Genomic DNA, 20,058 nt, shown 5'->3' on the forward strand with positions numbered 1-20,058 from the left:
TGTACTTCGTCCCCTGGTGTGTGCGTCGTGCACGCGCACGCACGTGCACGCCCCGGTCGGCGCACTGGCCGCACAGGCTCCCCCGCCCGGTACGCCGAAAGATCGTCATCGGGCCCGTAAAGCCCGGCAGCCCCGGAGCGCTGGAATGCGCTCCGGGGCCGAGAACTTCAGATGCGTCAGGCGTTGACGCAGGTGTTGCCGAAGGCCGGGTTCAGCAGACCGATCACGGAGATCGTGTTACCGCAGACGTTCACGGGAACGTGAACCGGAACCTGGATGACGTTGCCGGACGCGACACCGGGGGAGCCGATGGCCGCACCCTGAGCACCCGCGTCGGCGACAGCCAGACCCGCACCCGCGAGAACCAGACCACCGGTGACAGCCGCAGCAGCGGCAACCTTCTTGAGCATTGTTCCTCCTAGTAGGCAAGCGCGGTCCCAGCCGCGGACCGCACCACCTGTAACGAGGAGGGATCACCGGGGCTACGAGCGTATGAGCGCATTCACTCTTCTCAGTGGATTCCGCACACCTAACCGATTCCCGGGCGTTGGCTACGCCCCGTTCGGCTCCCGGCCAGTTTCCGGCCCGCCCCGACCCGCCTCAGGACTCGTCGATGAACCGGTCGAGCACCCGTACACCGAACTTCAGGCCCTCCACCGGCACCCGCTCGTCCACGCCGTGGAACATCCCGGCGAAGTCCAGCTCCGGCGGAAGCTGGAGCGGAGCGAAGCCGAAGCAGCGGATGCCGAGGTCGTCGAAGGACTTGGCGTCCGTACCGCCGGAGAGCATGTACGGGACCGCGCGCGCGATCGGGTCGTGCGCCTTCAGGGCTGTCTGCATGGCGTCCACGAGCTTGCCGTCGAAGCCCGTCTCCAGTGCCTTGTCCGCGTGGACGTCCTCCCGCTTCACGCGCGGGCCGAGGATCCGGTCGAGATCGGCGAAGAACTCGTCCTCGTAACCCGGCAGGAAGCGGCCGTCCACGTGGGCGGTGGCCTGGCCGGGGATGACGTTGACCTTGTAGCCGGCGCCGAGCATGGTCGGGGCGGCGGAGTTGCGCAGGGTCGCGCCGACCATCTTGGCGATGCCGCCGAGCTTGGCCAGCGTGGCGTCCATGTCGTCCGGGTCGAGCGGGGTGCCCAGCGCGTCCGACAGCTCGTCCAGGAAGTGCCGGACGGTCTTGGTGACGCGTACGGGCCACGTGTGGCGGCCCAGGCGCCCCACGGCCTCGCAGAGCTCGGTGATGGCGTTGTCGTTGTTGGTCATGGACCCGTGGCCGGCGGTGCCCTCGACCGTGAGCCGCATCCAGTGCATGCCCTTCTGCGCCGTCTCCACCAGGTACAGCCGCAGGTTCTCGTTGACGGTGAAGGAGAAGCCGCCGACCTCGCCGATCGCCTCCGTCACCCCCTCGAAGAGGCCGGGGTGCTTGTCGACCAGGTACCGGGCGCCGTAGGTGCCGCCCGCCTCCTCGTCGGCGAGGAACGCGAGCACGATGTCGCGCGGGGGCTTGCGGCCGCTGCGCATGCGGTCGCGTACGACGGCCAGCGTCATCGCGTCCATGTCCTTCATGTCGACCGCGCCGCGGCCCCACACGCAGCCGTCGGCGATCTCGCCGGCGAAGGGGTCGTAGGTCCAGTCGGCGGCGTTGGCCGGGACCACGTCGGTGTGCCCGTGGATCAGCAGCGCCGGCCGCGAGGGGTCCTCGCCCTCGATCCGAGCCACGGTCGAGGCGCGCCCCTTGTGCGATTCGAAGATCTGCGGCTCCAGCCCTACCTCGGCGAGCTGCTCGGCGACCCACTCGGCCGCCTTGCGCTCGCCGGGCCCGGAGTGGTCCCCGTAGTTGCTGGTGTCGATCCGGATGAGGTCCCGGCAGAGGTCGACGACCTCGTCCTCGCCGGAGACGGTCCTGCCCGCGCCCGATTCGCTCACGCTGCTTCCTCCCACTGATCAGTACCGAACTGACTCCATCCTCGCGCCCCGGGCCGCTTCCCCCAAGGGCGATCCCCGGCCGCCGGGGGGTGTGATCGAGGACCCCGGAATGTTTGGTAATGTTTTCCACGTCGGAACGGCCCGCGAGGGACGCGAGACAGACACCTTGTCCGGGTGGCGGAATGGCAGACGCGCTAGCTTGAGGTGCTAGTGCCCTTTATCGGGCGTGGGGGTTCAAGTCCCCCCTCGGACACAAGCGAAAACCCCACTTCACGTGGGGTTTTCTGCGTTTGGGGAACATCGCGGGGCGAGCCGTGCAGGGCGGGTCCGGGATATTCTGGGCCGGTGAACGAGAACCTTCCCCCCTGTCCGAAATGCTCCTGTGAGTACACCTACGAGATGAACGCGCTCGTGGTGTGCCCCGAGTGCGGTCACGAGTGGGTGCCCGCCGAGAGCGACGCCGAGACCGGCGGGGACGCCGGGGGTCAGGTCGTGAAGGACGCCGTCGGGAACGTACTGAACGACGGCGACACCGTGACCGTCGTCAAGGCGCTCAAGGTCAAGGGCAGCCCCTCGGGGATCAAGGCCGGCACCAAGGTGCGCAACATCCGGCTCATCGACGGGGTCGACGGGCACGACATCGACTGCAAGATCGACGGCTTCGGGGCCATGCAGCTGAAGTCCGGCGTGGTCAAGAAGGCCTGAGCTCCGCTTTCCCGCGCGAAGGACGCGAAGGACGGGAAAGACGAGAAGGACGCGCCGAAGGGGCCCCGCCGCGGCGGGGCCCCTTCGGCGTACGTCCGGTACGGGTCAGCCGCGCGGGGCCGGGATCGCCGCCTCGGCCGACTCCGACTCCGACTCCGCCGCCTGGTCGAGGCGGAAGGCCTCGTTGCCCAGGCCGATGCGGGCGTGCACCGCGGGGCGGGCGGAGCGCAGGAAGAGCCCGTACGCCAGGCCCGTGACGGCGGCGGCGGCGATGATGCCGGGCAGCGCCCAGCTCAGCGCGGAGCCCTCCTCGGCGCCGACCAGGACGCCGAAGTCCTTGACGGTGTAGACGGCGATGGCGAGCAGAGCGAGGCCGGCGAGGCCCGCCGCGCCGAGCCGCCAGAGCTGGGCGCCGGCGGTGCCGCGGCGGACGAAGAAGGCGATGACCGCGAAGGAGGCGGTGGCCATGAGGAGGGTCACGCCGAGGGCGCCGACGCTGCCCATCCAGGTGAACAGGTGCATGACGGGCACGGTGGGGTCGCCCGTCGGAGTGTCGTCGGTGAGGGCGAAGGCCAGGACGACCGCGACGGAGATCACTGTCTGCAGGAGCGAGCCGGTGGCGGGGGCGCCGGTGCCCGCGTTGGTGCGGCCGAAGGCGGCGGGGAGCAGGCCTTCGCGGCCCATGGCGAAGGCGTAGCGGGAGACGACGTTGTGGAAGCTGAGCATCGCCGCGAACATGCCGGTCACGAACAGGACGTGCAGGACGTCGGTGAAGGTGGCGCCCAGGCGGCTCTCGGTGAGCTGGAAGAGCAGGCCGGGGCCGGCCTCGGCGGAGGCCTTGACCACCTCGCCGGGGCCGGTGGCGACGCTGATGGCCCAGGCGCTGACGGCGAAGAAGAGGGCGACGAACCCGACGGCGAGGAACATCACCCGGGAGACGACGATGTGCGGCTTGCTGGTCTCCTCGGCGTACACCGGGGACTGCTCGAAGCCGACGAAGGCGGCGATGCAGAAGCACAGGGCGGTGCCGAGGCCGGCGCCCGTGAGGGTCTCGGGGTTGAAGGCGTGCAGCGAGAGGCCCTCGGGGCCGGGCTCGGCGAGGGCGGCGACGTCGAAGACGACGACGAGGAGGACCTCGATGAGCAGGAGGACGCCGAGCACCTTGGCGTTGAGGTCGATCTTGAGCCAGCCGAGCGCGCCGGTGAGGGCGACGGCGGCCAGGGCCGGTATCCACCAGGCGAGTTCGGTGTAGAGGTAGGTGGCGAAGAGCCCGGAGATCTCGAAGCCGAGGATGCCGTAGACGCCGACCTGCATGGCGCTGTAGGCGACCAGGGCGACGAGCGAGGCGCCGGCGCCGGCGGTGGGGCCGAGTCCGCGTGCGATGTAGGCGTAGAAGGCGCCGGCGTTGTGGACGTGCCGGCTCATCTCGGCGTAGCCGATGCTGAAGAGGGCGAGGACGGCGCCGAGGATCACGAACAGCAGGGGCTGTCCGACGATGCCCATGACCCCGTAGGTGGTGGGCATGACACCCGCGACGACCATCAGGGGTGCGCTCGCGGCGAGCACGGAGAGCAGCAGGCCGGCGGTGCCGAGGCGGTCGGCGCGCAGGGCGCGGTCCTGGCCCTTGTACGTACGGATCTCGGCCTGGCCGGCCGGGTCGGTGAGCGTGGTGGATCTGCCCGTCGGCATGGCGGGGGTGTCCTTTCGGGGCGGGGACTGGGCGGTACGTGCTGAGCGGGTCCGGCTGGACGTTGCTGGCTGAGCGGTGCGTGCTGTGCGGGTCCGGCCGGGCCGGGGTGTGGCCGGGGTCTGGGCGGGCCGGGGTCAGGCGGTGCCGAGCGCGGCTCGGCGTGCGGCGAGGAAGGCCTTGTGCGGGTCGAGGTCCGGGTAGGACCACGGGGCCCGGGTGGCGTGGCTGCCGATGCGCTGGAAGAGGGCGGCGGCCTCGGCGGGGCGGCCCTCGCAGAGCTTGGCGTGGGCGAGGAAGTTGAGGTCCACCCGGTTGCGGGGGTGGTCTTCGCGCTCCCACTCCAGCCACCAGTCGAAGGCGGAGCGCAGCACCTGGCGGGCGCGGCGGCCGGACCAGTGCTCGGCTCCGGCGTCCGGGCCGTGACCCTGCGCGGCGGCGAGTACGCGGTACCGCTCGGCGTGGGCGATGACGGGGAGGATGGCGAGCGGGGAGTCGGCCGGGGACTCCTCGGCGGCCCAGGCGGCGAAGTCGTAGACCTCGTGGAGGGGGTCGCGGCCGGCGGCGGGGGCCCGCTCGGCCAGTCGGGAGACCATCAGGTGGTGGGCGTGGTGGTGTTCGCGGTGGCGGGCCCGGACCTGGTCGAAGTGGCGGCTGAACTCCTCCTCGGTGCCGAAGGCGCGGGTGAGGAGCAGCAGGCCGAGCCAGGGGGTGGGGTCGGCCGGGAGCAGGGCCGCGGCGCGGCGGCAGGCCTCCTCGGCGGCCTCGGGGGTGCCCTTGCGGCGCAGGGCGCCGAAGACGGCCGCACAGGCGAGGAGGGTGACGGCGTCGGCGCTCTCCGGTTCGGCGAGGAGCCACTCGCGTGCCCAGGCGGTGGCGGCCGGGGTTTCGGCGAGGACGACGAAGCGGTGCCCGCGGCGGTCCCAGTCGTCGCCGGTGGCGACGAGGAGGGTGCGGGCCTTGGCCCAGCGGCCCTGGGTGAACTGCGCGCGGACGTCGACGAGTTCCGTGTCACAGAGGGCGGGGTCGAACAGCTGGGCGTCCCGCTTGCGGGTGCGGCCGAGGGGCGGCGGAGGGGGCGACATCCGCGGGATTCCCTCCAGGACGCGGGCGGTTGGACGGTGTGGCTGGAAGATCACGCACAGCAAAGCGGTACGCACAGCTCCGCGTCAAGGTCCAGTCCACCGCGTGGCTAGTTTCAACTGGTCGTTCGAGCCGGTGAGTTGATGCGGTTGTTCCGGTTCGTGGCAGGTTGTCGGCAGGGCGCGCGCCCGTTCGGGCCGGATCGCGCGGAGGACCGTAGGGTGGGTTCCATGACGGCCTACGAAGATCTTCCGCCCATCGAGTTCGCCTTCCCCGGACCGCTGCGCGACCTGCTGGTGGCGGCCGTCCTGAGCGGGGCCAAGACCACGACCACGGGGGTCCTCGCCGACTACGAGGCAGCGGGGGACCCGTTGCCGGTGACGGGCGAGATGCTGGTGATCGTGGACTCCGCCGAGCGTCCGGTGGGTGTCCTGGAGGTGACGGACGTACGGGTCCTGCGCCTGGCGGACGTGGGGCTCCAGCACGCGCTGGACGAGGGCGAGGGGTTCACGTCCGTGGCCGAATGGCGCTCCGGTCACGAGGAGTTCTGGCACGGCCCGCAGATGCGGGAGGCCATCGGCGACCCGCACTTCACGGTCGACGACGACACCCCGGTCGTGGCGGAGCGGTTCCGCCTGGTGACCCGCCTGCCCCTGCCCTAGGGCAGGGGCAGGACAGGGCAGGGGCAGCGCCGGCCGGGGTCAGGAAACGGCGTCGGCCGCCGCGCGGCCGGCCGCGCGGCCCGAGAAGATGCAGCCGCCGAGGAAGGTGCCCTCCAGGGCCCGGTAGCCGTGGACGCCGCCGCCGCCGAAGCCGGCCGCCTCGCCCGCCGCGTAGAGGCCCGGGAGGGGTTCTCCCGTGGCGGTCAGGACGCGGGAGGAGAGGTCGGTCTCCAGGCCGCCCAGGGACTTGCGGGTCAGGATCGAGAGCCGGACGGCGATCAGCGGGCCCGCCGCGGGGTCCAGGATCCGGTGCGGGGCGGCGGTGCGGATCAGCTTGTCGCCGAGGTACCTGCGGGCGCCGTGGATCGCTGTGACCTGGAGGTCCTTGGTGAAGGGGTTGGCGATCTCCCGGTCGCGGGCGACGATTTCGCGCCGGACCGTCTCCTCGTCGAGGAGTCCGTCCTTGGTGATCGCGTTCATGCCGCGCACCAGCGCGGAGAGGTCCTTCTCGACCACGAAGTCGGCGCCGTTGTCCATGAAGGCCTTCACCGGTCCGGGGACGGCCTGGCGCGCCCGGTCGATGACCCCGCGGACCGACTTGCCCGTCAGGTCCGGGTTCTGCTCGGACCCGGAGAGCGCGAACTCCTTTCCGATGATGCGCTGGTTGAGGACGAACCAGGTGTGGTCGTGGCCGGTCTTCACGATGTGGTCGAGCGTGCCGAGGGTGTCGAAGCCCGGGAAGAGCGGTACGGGCAGCCGCTTGCCGGTGGCGTCCAGCCAGAGCGAGGACGGGCCGGGCAGGATGCGGATGCCGTGCCTGGCCCAGATCGGGTCCCAGTTCTCGATGCCCTCGGTGTAGTGCCACATCCGGTCCTTGTTTATGTGGCTGGCGCCCGCACCCTCCGCGATGCCCAGCATCAGGCCGTCCACGTGGGCCGGGACCCCGGAGAGCAGCCGTGCGGGCGGGGTGCCGAGGCGGGCCGGCCACTGGGCCCGTACGAGGTCGTGGTTGCCGCCGATCCCGCCGCTGGTCACGATCACGGCCTGGGCGCGCAGGGAGAACTCCCCGGTGGCCTCGCGGCCGCTCGCGGTGCCGCGTACGGCGTCGGAAGGGGCCAGGACCTCGCCGGTCACGGTGTCGAGGGTGCCCGCCGTGCGGGAGAGCCCGGTGACCCGGTGGCGGAACTTCAGCTGGACCAGCCCGCGGGCCGCCCCGGCCCGTACCCGGCGCTCGAAGGGCTCCACCAGGCCGGGGCCGGTGCCCCAGGTGATGTGGAAGCGGGGGACGGAGTTGCCGTGGCCGTTCGCGTCGTAGCCGCCGCGCTCCGCCCAGCCGACGACGGGGAAGAAGCGGACGCCCTGGGCGTGCAGCCAGGGGCGCTTCTCGCCGGCCGCGAAGTCCACGTAGGCCTCGGCCCAGCGGCGCGGCCAGGCGTCCTCCTCGCGGTCGAAGCCCGCGGTGCCGGACCAGTCCTGGAGGGCCAGCTCGCGGGTGTCCTTGATCCGCATGCGGCGCTGCTCGGGCGAGTCGACGAAGAACAGGCCGCCGAAGGACCAGTGGGCCTGGCCTCCGAGGGACTGTTCGGGCTCCTGGTCGAGCAGGATGACCTTGCGGCCGGCGTCGACGAGCTCGGCGGTGGCCACGAGGCCCGCGAGCCCGGCCCCGATCACGATCACGTCTGCGTCGTACGTCATTGCGAAACCCGTCCTCCGTCGGTGGTGGGGCGATCCTTTGCTACGGAGCGGTAACCAGTCAACAGGAGCGGAGAGATCACGGGATGAGCGCGGCCGACGAGGTGCTGGACGTGGTGGACCGGGAGGACCGTGTGACGGGGCGCGCCCCGCGGGGCGAGGTGTACGCGGCCGGGCTGATCCACCGCTGCGTGTTCGTGCTGGCCCGGGACGGGCAGGGGCGGATCTTCACGCACCGGCGGACGGATTCGAAGCTGGTCTTCCCCTCGTACTACGACATGTTCGTGGGCGGGGTGGTCGGCGCCGGCGAGAGCTACGCCGAGGCGGCCCTGCGGGAGGCGCAGGAGGAGCTGGGGGTGTCGGGGCTCGGGCGGCCCGAGCCGCTGTTCAAGTTCCTGTACGAGGGCCCGGGCGGGGCCTGGTGGAGCTACGTGCACGAGGTCCGCTGCGAGCTGCCGGTCGTGCCGCAGGCCTCGGAGGTGGCCTGGCACGCGTGGCTCCCCGAGGAGGAGGTGGCGCGGCGGGTCTCGGACGGCTCCTGGCCGTGGGTGCCGGACGGGCTGGAGGCGTACCGCAGGCTGCTGGAGTTCCGCTCCGGACGCCGGTAGGTCCGCTCCGGACGCCGGTAGGTCCGCTCCGGACGCCGGTGGATCCGCTCCGGACGCCGCGGGAGCGGGACGCCAGTAGATTGGGCGGGTGATCGACTTCGTCAAGGACGTGCGGCTGTGGTTCGCGCCGGCTCGGGTGAGGGACGAGGGCGAGACCCCCGACTACCGCTTCTCGCTGGCCAACGAGCGGACCTTCCTGGCCTGGATAAGGACCGCCCTGGCCCTGATCGGCGGCGGTTTCGCCGTGGACCAGTTCCTGCCCGACCTGCGGTGGGCGGTGCGCGTGGGGATGGCCATCGCGCTGCTCGCGGTCGGCGCGGCCTGCGCGCTGCGCGCGGTGAACCACTGGGTGCGGTGCGAGCTGGCCATGCGGCGCGGCGAGGACCTGCCGATGTCCCGGTTCCCGGTGGTGCTGAGCCTGGGGGTGGGGCTGGTCGCGGCGGCGATGGTGGTGGTCGTACTGCTGGGCTGGACGAAGGGCCGGTGAGCGTCCCGGCCGACGCCGCCGACCGCGAGGGCCCCGGCGGCCGCGACGCGGGGCTGCAGCCCGAGCGGACCCGGCTCGCGTGGCGGCGTACGACGCTGTCGTGCACGGTGGTGGCGGTACTGGCGCTGCGCCAGGCCCTGAACGCGGCGGGCGGCTCCCTGGCTGCGGTCTCCGGGGTCGGGGTGATCGCGCTGCTCTGGCTGGCGTTCATGTGGGTGGCGCACCGGCGGGTGCGGGAGCTGGCGGCGGCGCGGCCCGCCGGGCTCACGGCGGGTGCGGCGCTGGCCGCGACGGCGTGCGCGGTGGTCCTGGCGGTGTTCGCGATGGCGCTCATCGTGTGAGCCGACGAACCGATGGTCCGCCTTGTGGCGCCACCCGGGCGCGCAGCGGACACAAGGGGTGATCCGGGGCGATCCGCACTAGCGTCGGCTTCATGACGACTCTGCACCAGGAACACCCCGCCCGGGAGCACGCCCACGCCCACGGCCCCGACTGCGGCCACCGGGTGGTCGAGCACGGCGACCACGTCGACTACGCGCACGACGGCCATCTGCACCGCGCGCACTCCGGGCACTGGGACGAATGCGAGCCCGCGGGGCACGCCCCGCACACCGCCCACGAGCACGCGCACGGCACGGACTGCGGTCACGACTCGGTCCGGCACGGGGACCACGTCGACTACCTGCACGACGGGCACCGGCACGCGGAGCACGACGGACACTACGACGACCACTGACGGGTCACCGACGACCGCCGGCGGCCGCTGACGAGTTCCCCCTCCCCCGGGACGCCGTGACTGGCAGGATGCCGAGGCCGTCACGTCGAACCGGGGAGAGCGCGGATGCCCGCCGAAGAGCCGTATCTCGTCCAGCCCGCGCCCGGGGTGTACGCCTACGTGCAGCCGGACGGCGGCTGGTGCCTCAACAACGCCGGCTTCGTGACCGGCGGCGGCCGCACGCTGCTCGTCGACACGGCGGCCACCGAGCGGCGGGCGCTGGCCCTGCGCGCGGCGGTCCTGGCCGCCGGGGCGCCGCTCCCCCGCACGGTGGTCAACACCCACCACCACGGCGACCACACCTACGGCAACGGCGTGTTCGCCCCGGAGGCGCTGGTCCTGGGGCACGAGAACGCGCGTTCCGAGCAGCTCGCCGCCGGGCGCCAGCTGGAGCTGATCTGGCCGGCGACCGACTTCGGCGCGCTGGACACCACCGCGCCCGATCTGACGTACGGCGACCGGATGACGCTGCACGTCGGGGAGACCGAGGTACGGGTCCTCCACCCGGGCGTCGCGCACACCACGGGCGATTCCGTGGTGTGGCTGCCCGAGCAGCGGATCGTCTTCACCGGCGACCTGGTCTTCGCGGACGGCACGCCGTTCCTGGCGATGGGTTCGCTGGCCGGTTCGCTGCGGGCGCTGGAGCTGCTGCGCTCGCTCGGGGCGGAGACGGTCGTACCGGGACACGGGCCGCTGACGGATCCCGGCGCTTACGAGGCCACCGAGCGCTATCTGCGGTACGTGGCCGAGCTGGCCCGGGAGGGCCGTACGAAGGGGCTGACCCCGCTGGAGGCGGCCCGGCAGGCCGATCTCGGAGAGTTCGCCGCCTGGCGGGAGAGCGAGCGGCTCGTGGCCAACCTGCACCGGGCCTACGCGGAACTGGCCGGGGAGCCCGAGGGGGTCCCGCTGGACATCCTCTCGGTGCTGCGGGACATGACGGTGATGAACGGCGGGACGCCGATCCTCTGCCACGCCTGACCGGGCGGGCGGGGCGGTGGCGGGGGGTTGGCGGGGGGCTGGAGGGGCGGGCCGGAGGTTCAGGTCCCTCGGCTCACCCACTGGACGACATACCGACTGGTCGGCATCATGGGTCCCGATCGTTCCGTCGTCGTCAACTCCGTACGGAGGCGCGCACCATGACCTCAGCCCCGGGCCCGGCTCCCTCCCCGGATCCCTCCGCGGCCCCCCCGGGCCCGCGGGGCCTCGATCTGGAGCGGCTGCGCGGCCACCTCGACCAGGTCCGGCCGGGCCTCCTGGCCGGGCCTCTGACCGGATGGCTGATCGAAGGCGGCCGCTCGAACCTCACGTACGAGGTGGGCGACGGGAGCTCCCGTTGGGTGGTGCGCCGGCCGCCGCTGGGGCACGTACTGGCCACCGCGCACGACATGCGGCGCGAGCACCGGGTCATCGCGGCGCTGCACGGGACCGCGGTGCCGGTGCCCGAGCCGCTGCTGCTCTGCGAGGACGAGGCCGTGCTCGGAGCGCCGTTCTACGTGATGGAGTACGTGGACGGGGTGCCGTTCCGGACGGCCGGGCAGCTCGCCGCGCTCGGCCCCGCGCGGACCCGGCGGGCGGTGCTGGGCCTGGTGGACACCCTGGTCGACCTGCACGCGGTGGACCCGGAGGCGGTGGGTCTGGGCGACTTCGGGCGGCCCGAGGGATTCCTGGACCGGCAGCTGCGCCGCTGGGGCAAGCAGCTCGCGGCCTCCCGGGGGCGGGAGCTCGCCGGGATCGACGAACTGCACGGCTCCCTCGGGCGCGCCCTGCCCGACTCCCCCGCACCCACGGTGGTGCACGGGGACTTCCGGCTGGACAACGTGCTCATCGGGGGCCCTGACGACCGGATCCGGGCGGTGCTGGACTGGGAGATGTCCACGCTCGGCGATCCGCTGACCGACCTCGGGCTGCTGGTGATGTACAGCTCCGACCTGGGGCTGACCGATTCCCCGGTCAGTACGACCAGCGGGGCCCCCGGCCATCCGGCGCCCGCCGAGCTGATCGAGCGGTACGCGGCCCGCTCGGGCCGGGACGCCTCGCAGGTCGCCTGGTACACGGCCTTCGCCTGGTTCAAGCTGGCGGTGATCCTCGAGGGCATCCACTACCGCTTCACGCTCGGGCAGACCGTCGGCTCGGGCTTCGACCGGATCGGCGAGCTGGTTCCGGTCTTCATCGAGCACGGTCTGACCACCCTCCAGGAAGGCTGAGGAACCCCCGATGGACTTCGCATTCGACGCCCGCACCGAGGAACTCCGCGGACGGCTCCTCGCGTTCATGGAGGAGTACGTCTACCCGGCGGAACCCGTCGCCGCCGAGCAGCGCGCGCGGCTGGCCTCGCCCTGGGACACCCCGGCCGTGTTCGGTGAGCTGAAGGCCGAGGCGCGCCGCCAGGGACTTTGGAACCTCTTCCTTCCGAACGCGGAGCACGGCGCCGGGCTGACGAACCTCCAGTACGCCCCGCTCGCCGAGATCACCGGTCGCAGCCCGCACCTGGCGCCGACGGCGACGAACTGCGCGGCTCCGGACACCGGGAACATGGAGCTGCTCGCGCAGTTCGGGAACGAGGAGCAGAAGAAGCAGTGGCTGGAGCCGCTGCTGGCCGGGGAGATCCGGTCCGCGTTCGCGATGACCGAGCCGGAGGTGGCCTCCTCGGACGCCACGAACATCGAGACCCGGATCGAGCGTTCCGCGAGCGGCGACGAGTACGTGATCACCGGCCGCAAGTGGTTCATCTCGGGGGCCATGAACCCGGACTGCAAGGTCTTCATCGTCATGGGCAAGACCGACCCGGGGGGCGCCGACCCGCGCCGCCAGCAGTCGATGGTCCTGGTCCCCCGGGACGCGCCCGGGGTCGGGATCCGGCGCGCGATGACGGTCTACGGGTACGAGGACCACGACCACGGCGGCCACGCCGAGGTCGTCTTCGACGGGGCCCGGGTCCCGGCCGAGAACCTGATCGGCGAGGAGGGCGGCGGCTTCGCCATCGCCCAGGCCCGTCTCGGGCCGGGGCGGATCCACCACTGCATGCGGCTCATCGGCATGGCGGAGCGGGCCATCGAGCTGATGTGCCGGCGCGCGGTGGGACGTACCGCCTTCGGCAAGGAGCTGGCCGCGCAGGGCGTCGTACAGAACTGGATCGCGGACGCCCGGGTCACCGTGGAGCAGCTGCGGCTGCTGGTGCTGAAGACGGCCTGGCTGATGGACACGGTCGGCAACCGGGGCGCGCACACCGAGATCCAGGCCATCAAGATCGCGACCCCGCGGGCGGTGGTGCGGATCCTGGACGACGCGGTGCAGCTGCACGGCGCGGGCGGGGTGAGCCAGGACTTCCCGCTGGCCGAGCTGTGGGCGGCGGCGCGGACGCTGCGGCTGGCGGACGGGCCGGACGAGGTGCACCAGCGCTCGCTCGCGCACCGGGAGCTGAAGCGGTACCGGTAGGGCCCGGCGGGCGTGGCGGGGGACTTCGGTCCCGCGGGAGCGGGACTTTAATGGTCCAGACCAGTCGGTGCAGTCCGATATATTCGGGATGTCCCCCACCGAAAGTGCCCTTCGCCATGCCCAGCTCCACCCTGGCCCCCGCCACCGCGCCGCACGCCACGGCCTCCCCCGCCGCCGCCTCCGCGGCTCCGGCGGCAAAGGTCGCCGACGCAGGCCCGCTCGGCCTGGCGGCGTTCGCCCTCACGACCTTCGTGCTCAGCCTCTTCAACTCGGGCCTGATCTCGAACGCCGCCCTCAGCGCGGTCGTCCTGCCGCTGGCGCTGTTCTACGGCGGCCTCGCGCAGTTCGTCGCGGGCATCCTGGAGTTCCGCCGCGGCAACACCTTCGGGACGACGGCGTTCGTCTCGTACGGCGCGTTCTGGATGTCCTTCGCCGGCTACGTGAAGTTCGTCGTCCCGACGCTGCCGGCGGACCAGGCGCACGTGGCGACCGGCTGGTTCCTCGTGGCTTGGTTCATCTTCACCGCGTACATGTCGATCGCCGCCATGAAGCTGGACGTCGCGCACCGGGTGCTGTTCGTCTCGCTGGCGCTGACCTTCCTGTTCCTCGCTCTCGGCGACCTGGCGCAGAGCACGGCCCTCGGCCACACCGGCGGCTTCCTCGGCCTCTTCACCGCGGGCGTCGCCTGGTACATCTCCTTCGCCGTCGTCGCCAAGGAGACCTGGGGCCGCGAGGTGGCGCCGCTCGGCTAGGAGGCTTCCGCGGCCATCGGCCCGGCGGGGGCCCCGGGGCTCCCCGCCGCCGCCTCGATGACCTCGTCCAGCACCTCGCGGGACCGGATCAGATCGGCGATCAGCCGGTCGATCCGGTCCCGTTCCGTCGTCAGCTCGGCGACGAGCGCGGGCGTGGCCCGTAGGTTCGGCCCGCCGTCCGCATCGCGCATGCAGGGCAGGATCTGCCCGATCTTCGCGCTGTGCAGCCCGGCGGCGTAGAGCTCCTGGATCCGGATGACCCGGTCCACGGCCCGGTCCGTGTAGTCGCGGTGGCCGCCGGGCGTCCGGTCGGAGACCAGCAGCCCCTGGGTCTCGTAGTACCGCAGCGAACGCTCGCTGACCCCGGTGCGCGCCGCCAACTCACCGATCCGCATGTGCACTCCGTCCTAGGTCCCGTGTCCTGCGCCCCGTGCGCGGCGCCCGCACTTGAACCTGACACCGGTGTCAGGTTTTACGGTACCGGCATGACGCAGACACAGCAGGCCCCCACCGCATCCCGCCTCTTCGAATCCGCCCGCCTCGGCGGCATGGAGCTTCCGAGCCGCCTGGTCATGGCGCCGCTGACCCGCAACCGGGCAGGGGCCGACGGGGTCCCCGGGGACCTCATGGCCGCCTACTACGCCCAGCGCGCCTCGGCCGCTCTGATCATCGCGGAGGGCACCACCCCGAGCGCCGTCGGGCAGACCTACCCGAACATCCCCGGCATCCACAGCGCGGCCCAGATCGCCGGCTGGCGCCGCGTCACCGACGCCGTGCACGCAGCCGGCGGGCGGATGTTCCTCCAGCTGCAGCACGGCGGCCGGGTCGGGCACCCCGACACCAGCGGGCACGTCCCGGTCGCCCCCTCGGCGGTGCGGTTCCCGGAACCGCTGCAGACCCCCGGCGGGCTCCGGGACGCCGTCGACCCGCGGGAGATGACGCCCGAGGACGTCGAAGCGACCATCGCGGACTTCGCGACCGCCGCCCGCAATGCCGTCGGGGCGGGCTTCGCCGGGGTGGAGGTGCACTCCGCCAACGGGCACCTGCTCCACCAGTTCCTGGCGCGGAACACCAACCTGCGCACCGACGGGTGGGGCGGGTCGGTGGAGGGCCGGATCCGGTTCACCACCGAGGTCGTACGGGCCGTGGCCGGGGCGATCGGCCCCGAGCGGGTCGGCGTACGGATCTCCCCCGGGGTGAACGTCAACGGCGTCGAGGAGGGCGACACCGAGGAGATCTACCCGGCGCTGGTCGAGGTCCTGGCGGAGGTCGGGCCCGTCTACCTGCACCTGGTCCACGCCGACCCGGACCAGCCCCTCTTCCACAAGATCCGCGCGGCCTGGCCCGGCGCCCTGATCGCCAACCCCCGGCTGTCCCACGAGGAGCTCGCCTCCGACGGCGGCAAGGCGCGGGCCGAGGCGCTCCTGGCAGGCGGCGCCGACCTGGTCGCGCTCGGGCGGGGGTTCCTCGCCAACCCCGACTTCGTGGAGCGGTTGCGCGGCGGCGCCCCGCTCAACGAGCTCCGGCCGGAGTTCCTGATGTACGTGTCCGGGCCGGAGGGCTACACCGACTACCCCGTGCTCGCTACGGGCGCAGGGCCCGTAGCAGCAGGTCCGCGAGATGGTCGGCCACCTGCTGCGGCGTGAGCGGGCCGTCCTCGTGGTACCAGGTCGACAGGTGGTGGACGGAGCCGAAGTGGTAGTCCACCACCAGGTCGGCGGGGGTGGCATCGGAGAAGACCCCGGTGCGCTGGCCCTCCTCGACCAGCGCGCGGAAGCGCTCGTGGTAGCGCCGGCGCTCCGCCCGGACCTGCTTGAACTTCTCCGGGCTGAGCTGGTGCATGGAGCGGAAGAAGATCGCCGCGTCGTCCAGGTTCTCGATCGTGGTGACCACCACGTCGGCGGCCGCGGCGCGCAGCCGCTCCTCCACGGGCGCGTCGGAATCGGCCACCGCGTCGAGGCGCTGCTGCTGGAGCCGCAGCATGCGCGCGTACACCTCGTGCAGCAGGTCGTCCTTGGATCCGAAGTAGTGGTAGAGCGCGCCCTTGGTGACCCCGGCCGCTTCGACGATCTCCTGGACCGAGGTCCGGTCGTAGCCGCGCTCGGCGAACAGCCTGGTCGCGACGGCGAGCAGCCGTCGCGGTACCGGCGCCTCGTGCGCCCCGACGGTCTCCGTCGTGGTCTTGGCGGCCATGGCTGTCGCCTCCCTTTCGTGGTCCTGGCGTGTGCGGCCCCGCGGACGCGGTCCGGCCGTTTTCAGCCGTGGTCGCGGGTCCGAAGTTCCCGTCGCAGGATCTTGCCACTCGTCGTCTTCGGAAGGACAGGCAGGATCTCCACCCGGCGCGGGTATTTGTACGCGGCGAGGTGCTCGGCGCAGTACGCGGACAGTTCCGCCGGGCCGGCGTCGGCCCCGGGGCGCAGGCTGACGTACGCCTTCACGCTCTCCCCGCGGTAGGGGTCCGGGACGCCGACGACGGCCGCCTCGCGGACGGCGGGGTGGGTGTAGAGCACGTCCTCCACCTCGCGCGGCCAGACCTTGAAGCCGGAGGCGTTGATCATGTCCTTCTTGCGGTCGACCACGTAGAGCCAGCCCTCGGGGTCCATGAACCCGACGTCCCCGGTGCGCAGTTCGCCGTCGGGGAAGGCCCTCGCGGTGTCGGCGGGCAGGCCCCAGTAGCCGGGGACCACCTGGGGTCCGCGTACGGCGATCTCCCCGGTCTCGCCGAAGGGGACCTCGGCGCCGCTCTCGTCGAGGATCCGTACGAGGGTGTCTGCGCCGGGCACGCCCACGGAGAGGGTGCCCGAGGCCGGGTCGACGGGGGCTTCCCGGTGCACGGGTACGGAGGCGCAGGGGGCGGTGCACTCGGTGAGGCCGTAGCCGTTGCGCAGGTAGAAGCCGAAGGCGGCGCGGAGGCGTTCGACCAGGGCCGGCGGGAGCGGGGCGCCGCCGGAGGAGATCACCTGGAACGAGGCGAAGTGGTCGGGGGTGACGCCGGGCTGGGCGGCGAGCGCCATGAACGCGGTGGCCGGGCCCACCGTGTAGGCGGGGCGGTGTTCGAGGAAGGCGTCGAGGACGGCTCCGGCGTCGAAGCGGTGGGCGAGGACGAGCGTGCCGGCGTTGGCGAAGCAGGCGGCGAGCTCGCACACCATGCCGGTGATGTGGAAGAGCGGGGCGAGCGCGAAGTAGCCGGCGCCTTCGGGGAGGGGGTGGCCGGTCACCTGGCGCACGGCGTTGTAAGTGAGCGCGCCGTGGAGGTTCATGGCGCCCTTGGGGGTGCCGCTGGTGCCCGAGGTGTAGCTGATGAGGGCCGTGTCGGCGGCCGTCAGGTGCGGGTCGGGCGGGGCGGGGTGGCCCCGGCGGGCGACGGCGTGGAGGTCGGCGGCGTCGGCCGCCTGCTCCGGGCGGCCCGGCGCGAGGACCCGTACGTCGTCGCGGGTCTGGAAGTCCAGGTCGCAGGCGGTCAGGACGGTGCGTACGGCGGTCCCGTGCGCGGCCCCGCGCAGGTACGCGGACCAGGCGCGGGCCTCGCAGACCAGGGCGGTGGCCCCGGAGTCGCGCAGGATGTGGCCGACCTCGCCGGACTTGTACATGGGGTTGAGCGGGACCACGACCGCGCCGGCCTTCCAGGCGGCCAGGACGGCGAGCACGAAGTGCGGGGTGTTCTGGAGCATGACCGCGACCCGGTCCCCGCGGCGGGTGCCGTGGGCGGCGAGGTGGCCGGCGAGGGAGTCGGAGAGCGCGTCGGCTTCGGCGTAGGTGAGGCGGCCGTCGAAGTAGGCGAGCGCGGTGCGTCCGGGGGCTCGGCCGACGGCGGCGCGGAAGGCGTGCAGGACGCTGGGCGGGGGCGCGACCTGGGCCCGCTGGACCGGGCTGAGCAGGCCGAGCCAGGGCTTGGCGGCGTAGCGGGAGGGCGCGGCCGGGGCGGACGCGGCCGGAGGCGCGGCGGGTGGCGTGGCCGGAGTCGCGGCGGACGGCGCGGCGGACGGCGTGGCCGGAGGCGTGGCGGGCGGCGTGGCGGGTGCGGTCATCGGGTTTCCCACGTGCGCTGGAGGTGGTTCATGCCGCTCAGCCAGCGGTCCGGGTCGGTGGCGCGGGACGCGTAGAAGTCCGCGACCTCGGGGTGCGGGAGGATCAAGAACCGGCCCTTCTCCATGCCGTCGAACAGGGCGTCCGCGACCGCTTCCGGCTCGATCGCGGTCGGCGCGAGGACCAGCTCGCCCGCCGATCCGGCGGCGGTGAGCATGTCGGTCCGGACCCCCTGCGGGCAGATGGCGTGGACCTGGAGCCCGCGGTGGCGGTAGGTCAGCGAGAGCCATTCCGCGAAGGCGAGCGCGCCGTGCTTGGTGACACTGTACGGGGCGGCTCCGATCATGGTCAGCAGTCCGGCGGCCGAGACGGTGGACACGAACCGGCCGCTCCCGCGCTCCAGCCAGTCGGGCAGCAGCAGCCGGGCGGCGCGGACGTGGGCCATGACGTTGGTGTTCCAGGCCGCCTCCCAGACGCCCTCGTCGGCGAAGGCGTCGCCGCCGGAGGCGAGGCCCGCGTTGGCGCAGTAGACGTCCACGGTGCCGCCGAGCGCCTCGCGGGCCTCCGCGACCACGGCCGAGGCGTCGCCGGGCACGGCGACGGCCCGGGCGCCGATCGCGTCCGCGACGGCGGCGGCCTTGGCGGGGTCGAGGTCGTTGACCGCGACGGTCGCCCCCTCGGCGGCGAAGCGGTGGGCGAGGGCGGCTCCGATGCCGCCGCCCGCGCCGGTGACGACGACTCGCTGGTCCTGGAACGCGTTCACTGGTCCGCCCTTCGTGTGGTGGCGCCTTGTCGGCTCGCCGTCTTGGTGACCGCGCGGGCGGCCGATGCCTGCCCGTGCCTGCCCGCGCCTGCCGGATCACGGGCAGACTAACCAGTCGGTATGTCCGGGTGGAAGGGTGCGGAGCCCTACTTTGGCGCGATGACGCTGTCGCGACGCGGGTTGCTGGGTCTGGCCGGGGCGGCGGGTGCCGCGGGCGCCCTGGGGGCGGGGGCCCGCGGGGCGGAGGCGGTGGGCGGGCCCGCCGGCCGGGTGCGGAGCGGGTTCGAGCGGCTGGCCGGGGACGGGTACGCCGAGCTGGCCGGGCAGCGGGTCGGGGTGGTCACCAACCCGACGGGGATCACCGCGGACGCCCGCCACCTGGTCGACGTCCTGCACGCCGACGAACGCGTGGACCTGGTCGCGGTGTTCGGCCCCGAGCACGGTTTCCGGGGCACGGCCCAGGCGGGCGGTTCGGAGGGGGCCGGGCGGGATCCGGCGACCGGGCTGCCCGTGTACGACACGTACGCCACGAGCGGGCAGCGGCTCGCGGACGTCTTCACGGCGGCCGGCGTCGACACCGTCGTCTTCGACATCCAGGACGTCGGCGCCCGCTTCTACACCTACATCTGGACCCTCTACGACTGCATGCGCGCGGCCGCGCTCGCCGGCAAGGCGGTCGTGGTGCTGGACCGCCCCAACCCGGTCGGCGCCCGGCGGGCGGCCGGGCCCGTCCTGCAGCGCCCGTACGCGAGCTTCGTGGGCCGGGAGCCGATCGCGCTGGCGCACGGGATGACGGCGGGCGAGCTGGCCGGACTCTTCGCGGGCGAGTTCCTCCGGGGAGCCGGCCACGCCCCGCGGCTGCGGGTGGTGCGGATGGCCGGGTGGCGGCGGGAGTCCTTCTTCGAGGAGACCGGGCTGCCCTGGGTGCCGCCGAGCCCGAACATGCCGACGCCGGGCACGGCCCTCGCGTACGCCGGGACCTGCCTGTTCGAGGGGACGAACCTGTCGGAGGGGCGCGGTACCACCACCCCCTTCGAGCTGGTCGGGGCGGAGGGCGTGGACCGGCGGTGGGCGGAGGCGGCGAACGCGCTGGAGCTGCCCGGGGTGTGGTTCCGGGAGGCCTATTTCACGCCTTCCTTCTCCAAGCACGCGGGCAGGACCTGCGGCGGGGTCCGGCTGCTCGTCCACGACCGGGAGGCCTTCGATCCGGTACGGGCCGGGATCGGACTGCTGGTCACCGCGCGGCGGGTGTGGAGCGGGTTCGCGTGGCGCTCCGACCAGTGGATCGACCGGCTGACGGGTTCGGACCGGGTCCGGCGGATGGTCGACGCGGGGGCGGGCGTGGAGGAGGTCGCGGGCGACTGGGCGGCCGGGCTGGCGGGGTTCGCGGCGGTACGGGAGGAGTACCTGCTGTATCCGTGAACCGGTTGGTGCGGAGGGGCTGGCCGGGCGGCCTG

Annotated in this window: 21 protein-coding genes and 1 tRNA gene; 13 read left to right on the forward strand and 9 right to left on the reverse strand. The window is 73.0% G+C overall.

Annotation, left to right across the window (positions count from 1 at the left end; genetic code table 11):
- Nucleotides 1–176 precede the first annotated feature (176 nt).
- Nucleotides 177–410 carry a chaplin ChpH gene (chpH, locus tag AC6CKD_RS22320; RefSeq protein WP_356507660.1) on the reverse strand — a complete coding sequence of 78 codons (234 nt, stop codon included), beginning with the start codon at nt 408–410 and terminating at the stop codon, nt 177–179.
- Nucleotides 411–600: 190 nt separating this feature from the next.
- On the reverse strand, nt 601–1,926 hold the full coding sequence (locus AC6CKD_RS22325) for a M20/M25/M40 family metallo-hydrolase (protein ID WP_385373553.1): 1,326 nt from the start codon (nt 1,924–1,926) through the stop codon (nt 601–603).
- A 168-nt stretch (nt 1,927–2,094) separates the two neighbouring features.
- On the opposite strand from AC6CKD_RS22325, the gene AC6CKD_RS22330 reads away from it, so the two are divergent.
- Nucleotides 2,095–2,179: transfer RNA gene (locus tag AC6CKD_RS22330), tRNA-Leu, on the forward strand.
- Between the two features lie 92 nt (nt 2,180–2,271).
- Nucleotides 2,272–2,631 carry a zinc ribbon domain-containing protein YjdM gene (locus AC6CKD_RS22335; RefSeq protein ID WP_498329278.1) on the forward strand — a complete coding sequence of 120 codons (360 nt, stop codon included), beginning with the start codon at nt 2,272–2,274 and terminating at the stop codon, nt 2,629–2,631.
- 105 nt (nt 2,632–2,736) lie between these two features.
- On the opposite strand, the gene AC6CKD_RS22340 is transcribed toward AC6CKD_RS22335, so the two are convergent.
- Together AC6CKD_RS22340 and AC6CKD_RS22345 are read right to left on the reverse strand one after the other, a co-directional pair.
- Entirely contained in the window at nt 2,737–4,320 is a 1,584-nt protein-coding gene (locus AC6CKD_RS22340; protein WP_498329280.1) for an APC family permease, read from the reverse strand.
- A 135-nt stretch (nt 4,321–4,455) separates the two neighbouring features.
- On the reverse strand, nt 4,456–5,403 hold the full coding sequence (locus AC6CKD_RS22345) for a hypothetical protein (RefSeq protein WP_498329281.1): 948 nt from the start codon (nt 5,401–5,403) through the stop codon (nt 4,456–4,458).
- A 228-nt stretch (nt 5,404–5,631) separates the two neighbouring features.
- Between AC6CKD_RS22345 and AC6CKD_RS22350 the strand changes: the two genes are divergently transcribed.
- Nucleotides 5,632–6,063, forward strand: coding sequence for an ASCH domain-containing protein (locus tag AC6CKD_RS22350; protein WP_498329282.1), 432 nt, complete (start codon nt 5,632–5,634; stop codon nt 6,061–6,063).
- A 39-nt stretch (nt 6,064–6,102) separates the two neighbouring features.
- On the opposite strand, the gene AC6CKD_RS22355 is transcribed toward AC6CKD_RS22350, so the two are convergent.
- Nucleotides 6,103–7,758: an FAD-binding dehydrogenase gene (locus AC6CKD_RS22355; protein WP_498329284.1), complete on the reverse strand. Its 1,656-nt coding sequence runs from the start codon at nt 7,756–7,758 to the stop codon at nt 6,103–6,105.
- 83 nt (nt 7,759–7,841) lie between these two features.
- On the opposite strand from AC6CKD_RS22355, the gene AC6CKD_RS22360 reads away from it, so the two are divergent.
- The 8 genes from AC6CKD_RS22360 (at nt 7,842) to AC6CKD_RS22395 (ending at nt 13,812) form a co-directional block, all read left to right on the forward strand.
- On the forward strand, nt 7,842–8,363 hold the full coding sequence (locus AC6CKD_RS22360) for an NUDIX hydrolase (RefSeq protein ID WP_498329285.1): 522 nt from the start codon (nt 7,842–7,844) through the stop codon (nt 8,361–8,363).
- Nucleotides 8,364–8,451: 88 nt separating this feature from the next.
- Entirely contained in the window at nt 8,452–8,850 is a 399-nt protein-coding gene (locus AC6CKD_RS22365; protein ID WP_498329286.1) for a YidH family protein, read from the forward strand.
- Entirely contained in the window at nt 8,847–9,191 is a 345-nt protein-coding gene (locus AC6CKD_RS22370; RefSeq protein ID WP_498329288.1) for a DUF202 domain-containing protein, read from the forward strand. Before AC6CKD_RS22365 ends, AC6CKD_RS22370 begins: the two co-directional genes overlap by 4 nt.
- A gap of 92 nt (nt 9,192–9,283) precedes the next feature.
- Nucleotides 9,284–9,586 carry a hypothetical protein gene (locus tag AC6CKD_RS22375; RefSeq protein ID WP_498329289.1) on the forward strand — a complete coding sequence of 101 codons (303 nt, stop codon included), beginning with the start codon at nt 9,284–9,286 and terminating at the stop codon, nt 9,584–9,586.
- A 105-nt stretch (nt 9,587–9,691) separates the two neighbouring features.
- Nucleotides 9,692–10,603, forward strand: coding sequence for an MBL fold metallo-hydrolase (locus tag AC6CKD_RS22380; RefSeq protein WP_498329291.1), 912 nt, complete (start codon nt 9,692–9,694; stop codon nt 10,601–10,603).
- A gap of 158 nt (nt 10,604–10,761) precedes the next feature.
- Nucleotides 10,762–11,829 carry a phosphotransferase family protein gene (locus AC6CKD_RS22385; protein ID WP_498329293.1) on the forward strand — a complete coding sequence of 356 codons (1,068 nt, stop codon included), beginning with the start codon at nt 10,762–10,764 and terminating at the stop codon, nt 11,827–11,829.
- Nucleotides 11,830–11,839: 10 nt separating this feature from the next.
- Nucleotides 11,840–13,060, forward strand: coding sequence for an acyl-CoA dehydrogenase family protein (locus tag AC6CKD_RS22390; protein ID WP_498329295.1), 1,221 nt, complete (start codon nt 11,840–11,842; stop codon nt 13,058–13,060).
- A gap of 116 nt (nt 13,061–13,176) precedes the next feature.
- The gene (locus tag AC6CKD_RS22395) at nt 13,177–13,812 is read left to right on the forward strand and encodes an acetate uptake transporter (protein ID WP_498329296.1); all 636 of its coding nucleotides are present in this window, start codon (nt 13,177–13,179) and stop codon (nt 13,810–13,812) included.
- On the opposite strand, the gene AC6CKD_RS22400 is transcribed toward AC6CKD_RS22395, so the two are convergent.
- Nucleotides 13,809–14,207, reverse strand: a complete 399-nt coding sequence (locus AC6CKD_RS22400; protein ID WP_498329298.1) for a MerR family transcriptional regulator — start codon at nt 14,205–14,207, stop codon at nt 13,809–13,811. The two genes, AC6CKD_RS22395 and AC6CKD_RS22400, sit on opposite strands and share 4 nt — an antisense overlap.
- A gap of 90 nt (nt 14,208–14,297) precedes the next feature.
- Between AC6CKD_RS22400 and AC6CKD_RS22405 the strand changes: the two genes are divergently transcribed.
- Nucleotides 14,298–15,458: an alkene reductase gene (locus AC6CKD_RS22405; RefSeq protein ID WP_498329300.1), complete on the forward strand. Its 1,161-nt coding sequence runs from the start codon at nt 14,298–14,300 to the stop codon at nt 15,456–15,458.
- On the opposite strand, the gene AC6CKD_RS22410 is transcribed toward AC6CKD_RS22405, so the two are convergent.
- From AC6CKD_RS22410 to AC6CKD_RS22420, 3 genes are all read right to left on the reverse strand, one after another.
- A complete protein-coding gene (locus AC6CKD_RS22410) occupies nt 15,397–16,005 on the reverse strand; it encodes a TetR/AcrR family transcriptional regulator (RefSeq protein WP_498329302.1) in 609 nt (202 codons plus the stop codon). The genes AC6CKD_RS22405 and AC6CKD_RS22410 overlap by 62 nt on opposite strands.
- A gap of 62 nt (nt 16,006–16,067) precedes the next feature.
- On the reverse strand, nt 16,068–17,840 hold the full coding sequence (locus tag AC6CKD_RS22415) for an AMP-binding protein (protein WP_498329303.1): 1,773 nt from the start codon (nt 17,838–17,840) through the stop codon (nt 16,068–16,070).
- Nucleotides 17,837–18,601 carry an SDR family oxidoreductase gene (locus AC6CKD_RS22420; RefSeq protein WP_498329305.1) on the reverse strand — a complete coding sequence of 255 codons (765 nt, stop codon included), beginning with the start codon at nt 18,599–18,601 and terminating at the stop codon, nt 17,837–17,839. The genes AC6CKD_RS22415 and AC6CKD_RS22420 overlap by 4 nt, the downstream gene beginning before the upstream one ends.
- A 159-nt stretch (nt 18,602–18,760) precedes the next feature.
- Here AC6CKD_RS22420 and AC6CKD_RS22425 point away from each other — a divergent pair, with 159 nt between their 5' ends.
- On the forward strand, nt 18,761–20,023 hold the full coding sequence (locus AC6CKD_RS22425; RefSeq protein WP_498329307.1) for an exo-beta-N-acetylmuramidase NamZ family protein: 1,263 nt from the start codon (nt 18,761–18,763) through the stop codon (nt 20,021–20,023).
- Nucleotides 20,024–20,058: the final 35 nt, after the last annotated feature.

This window comes from Streptomyces sp. GQ60, assembly GCF_059758875.1.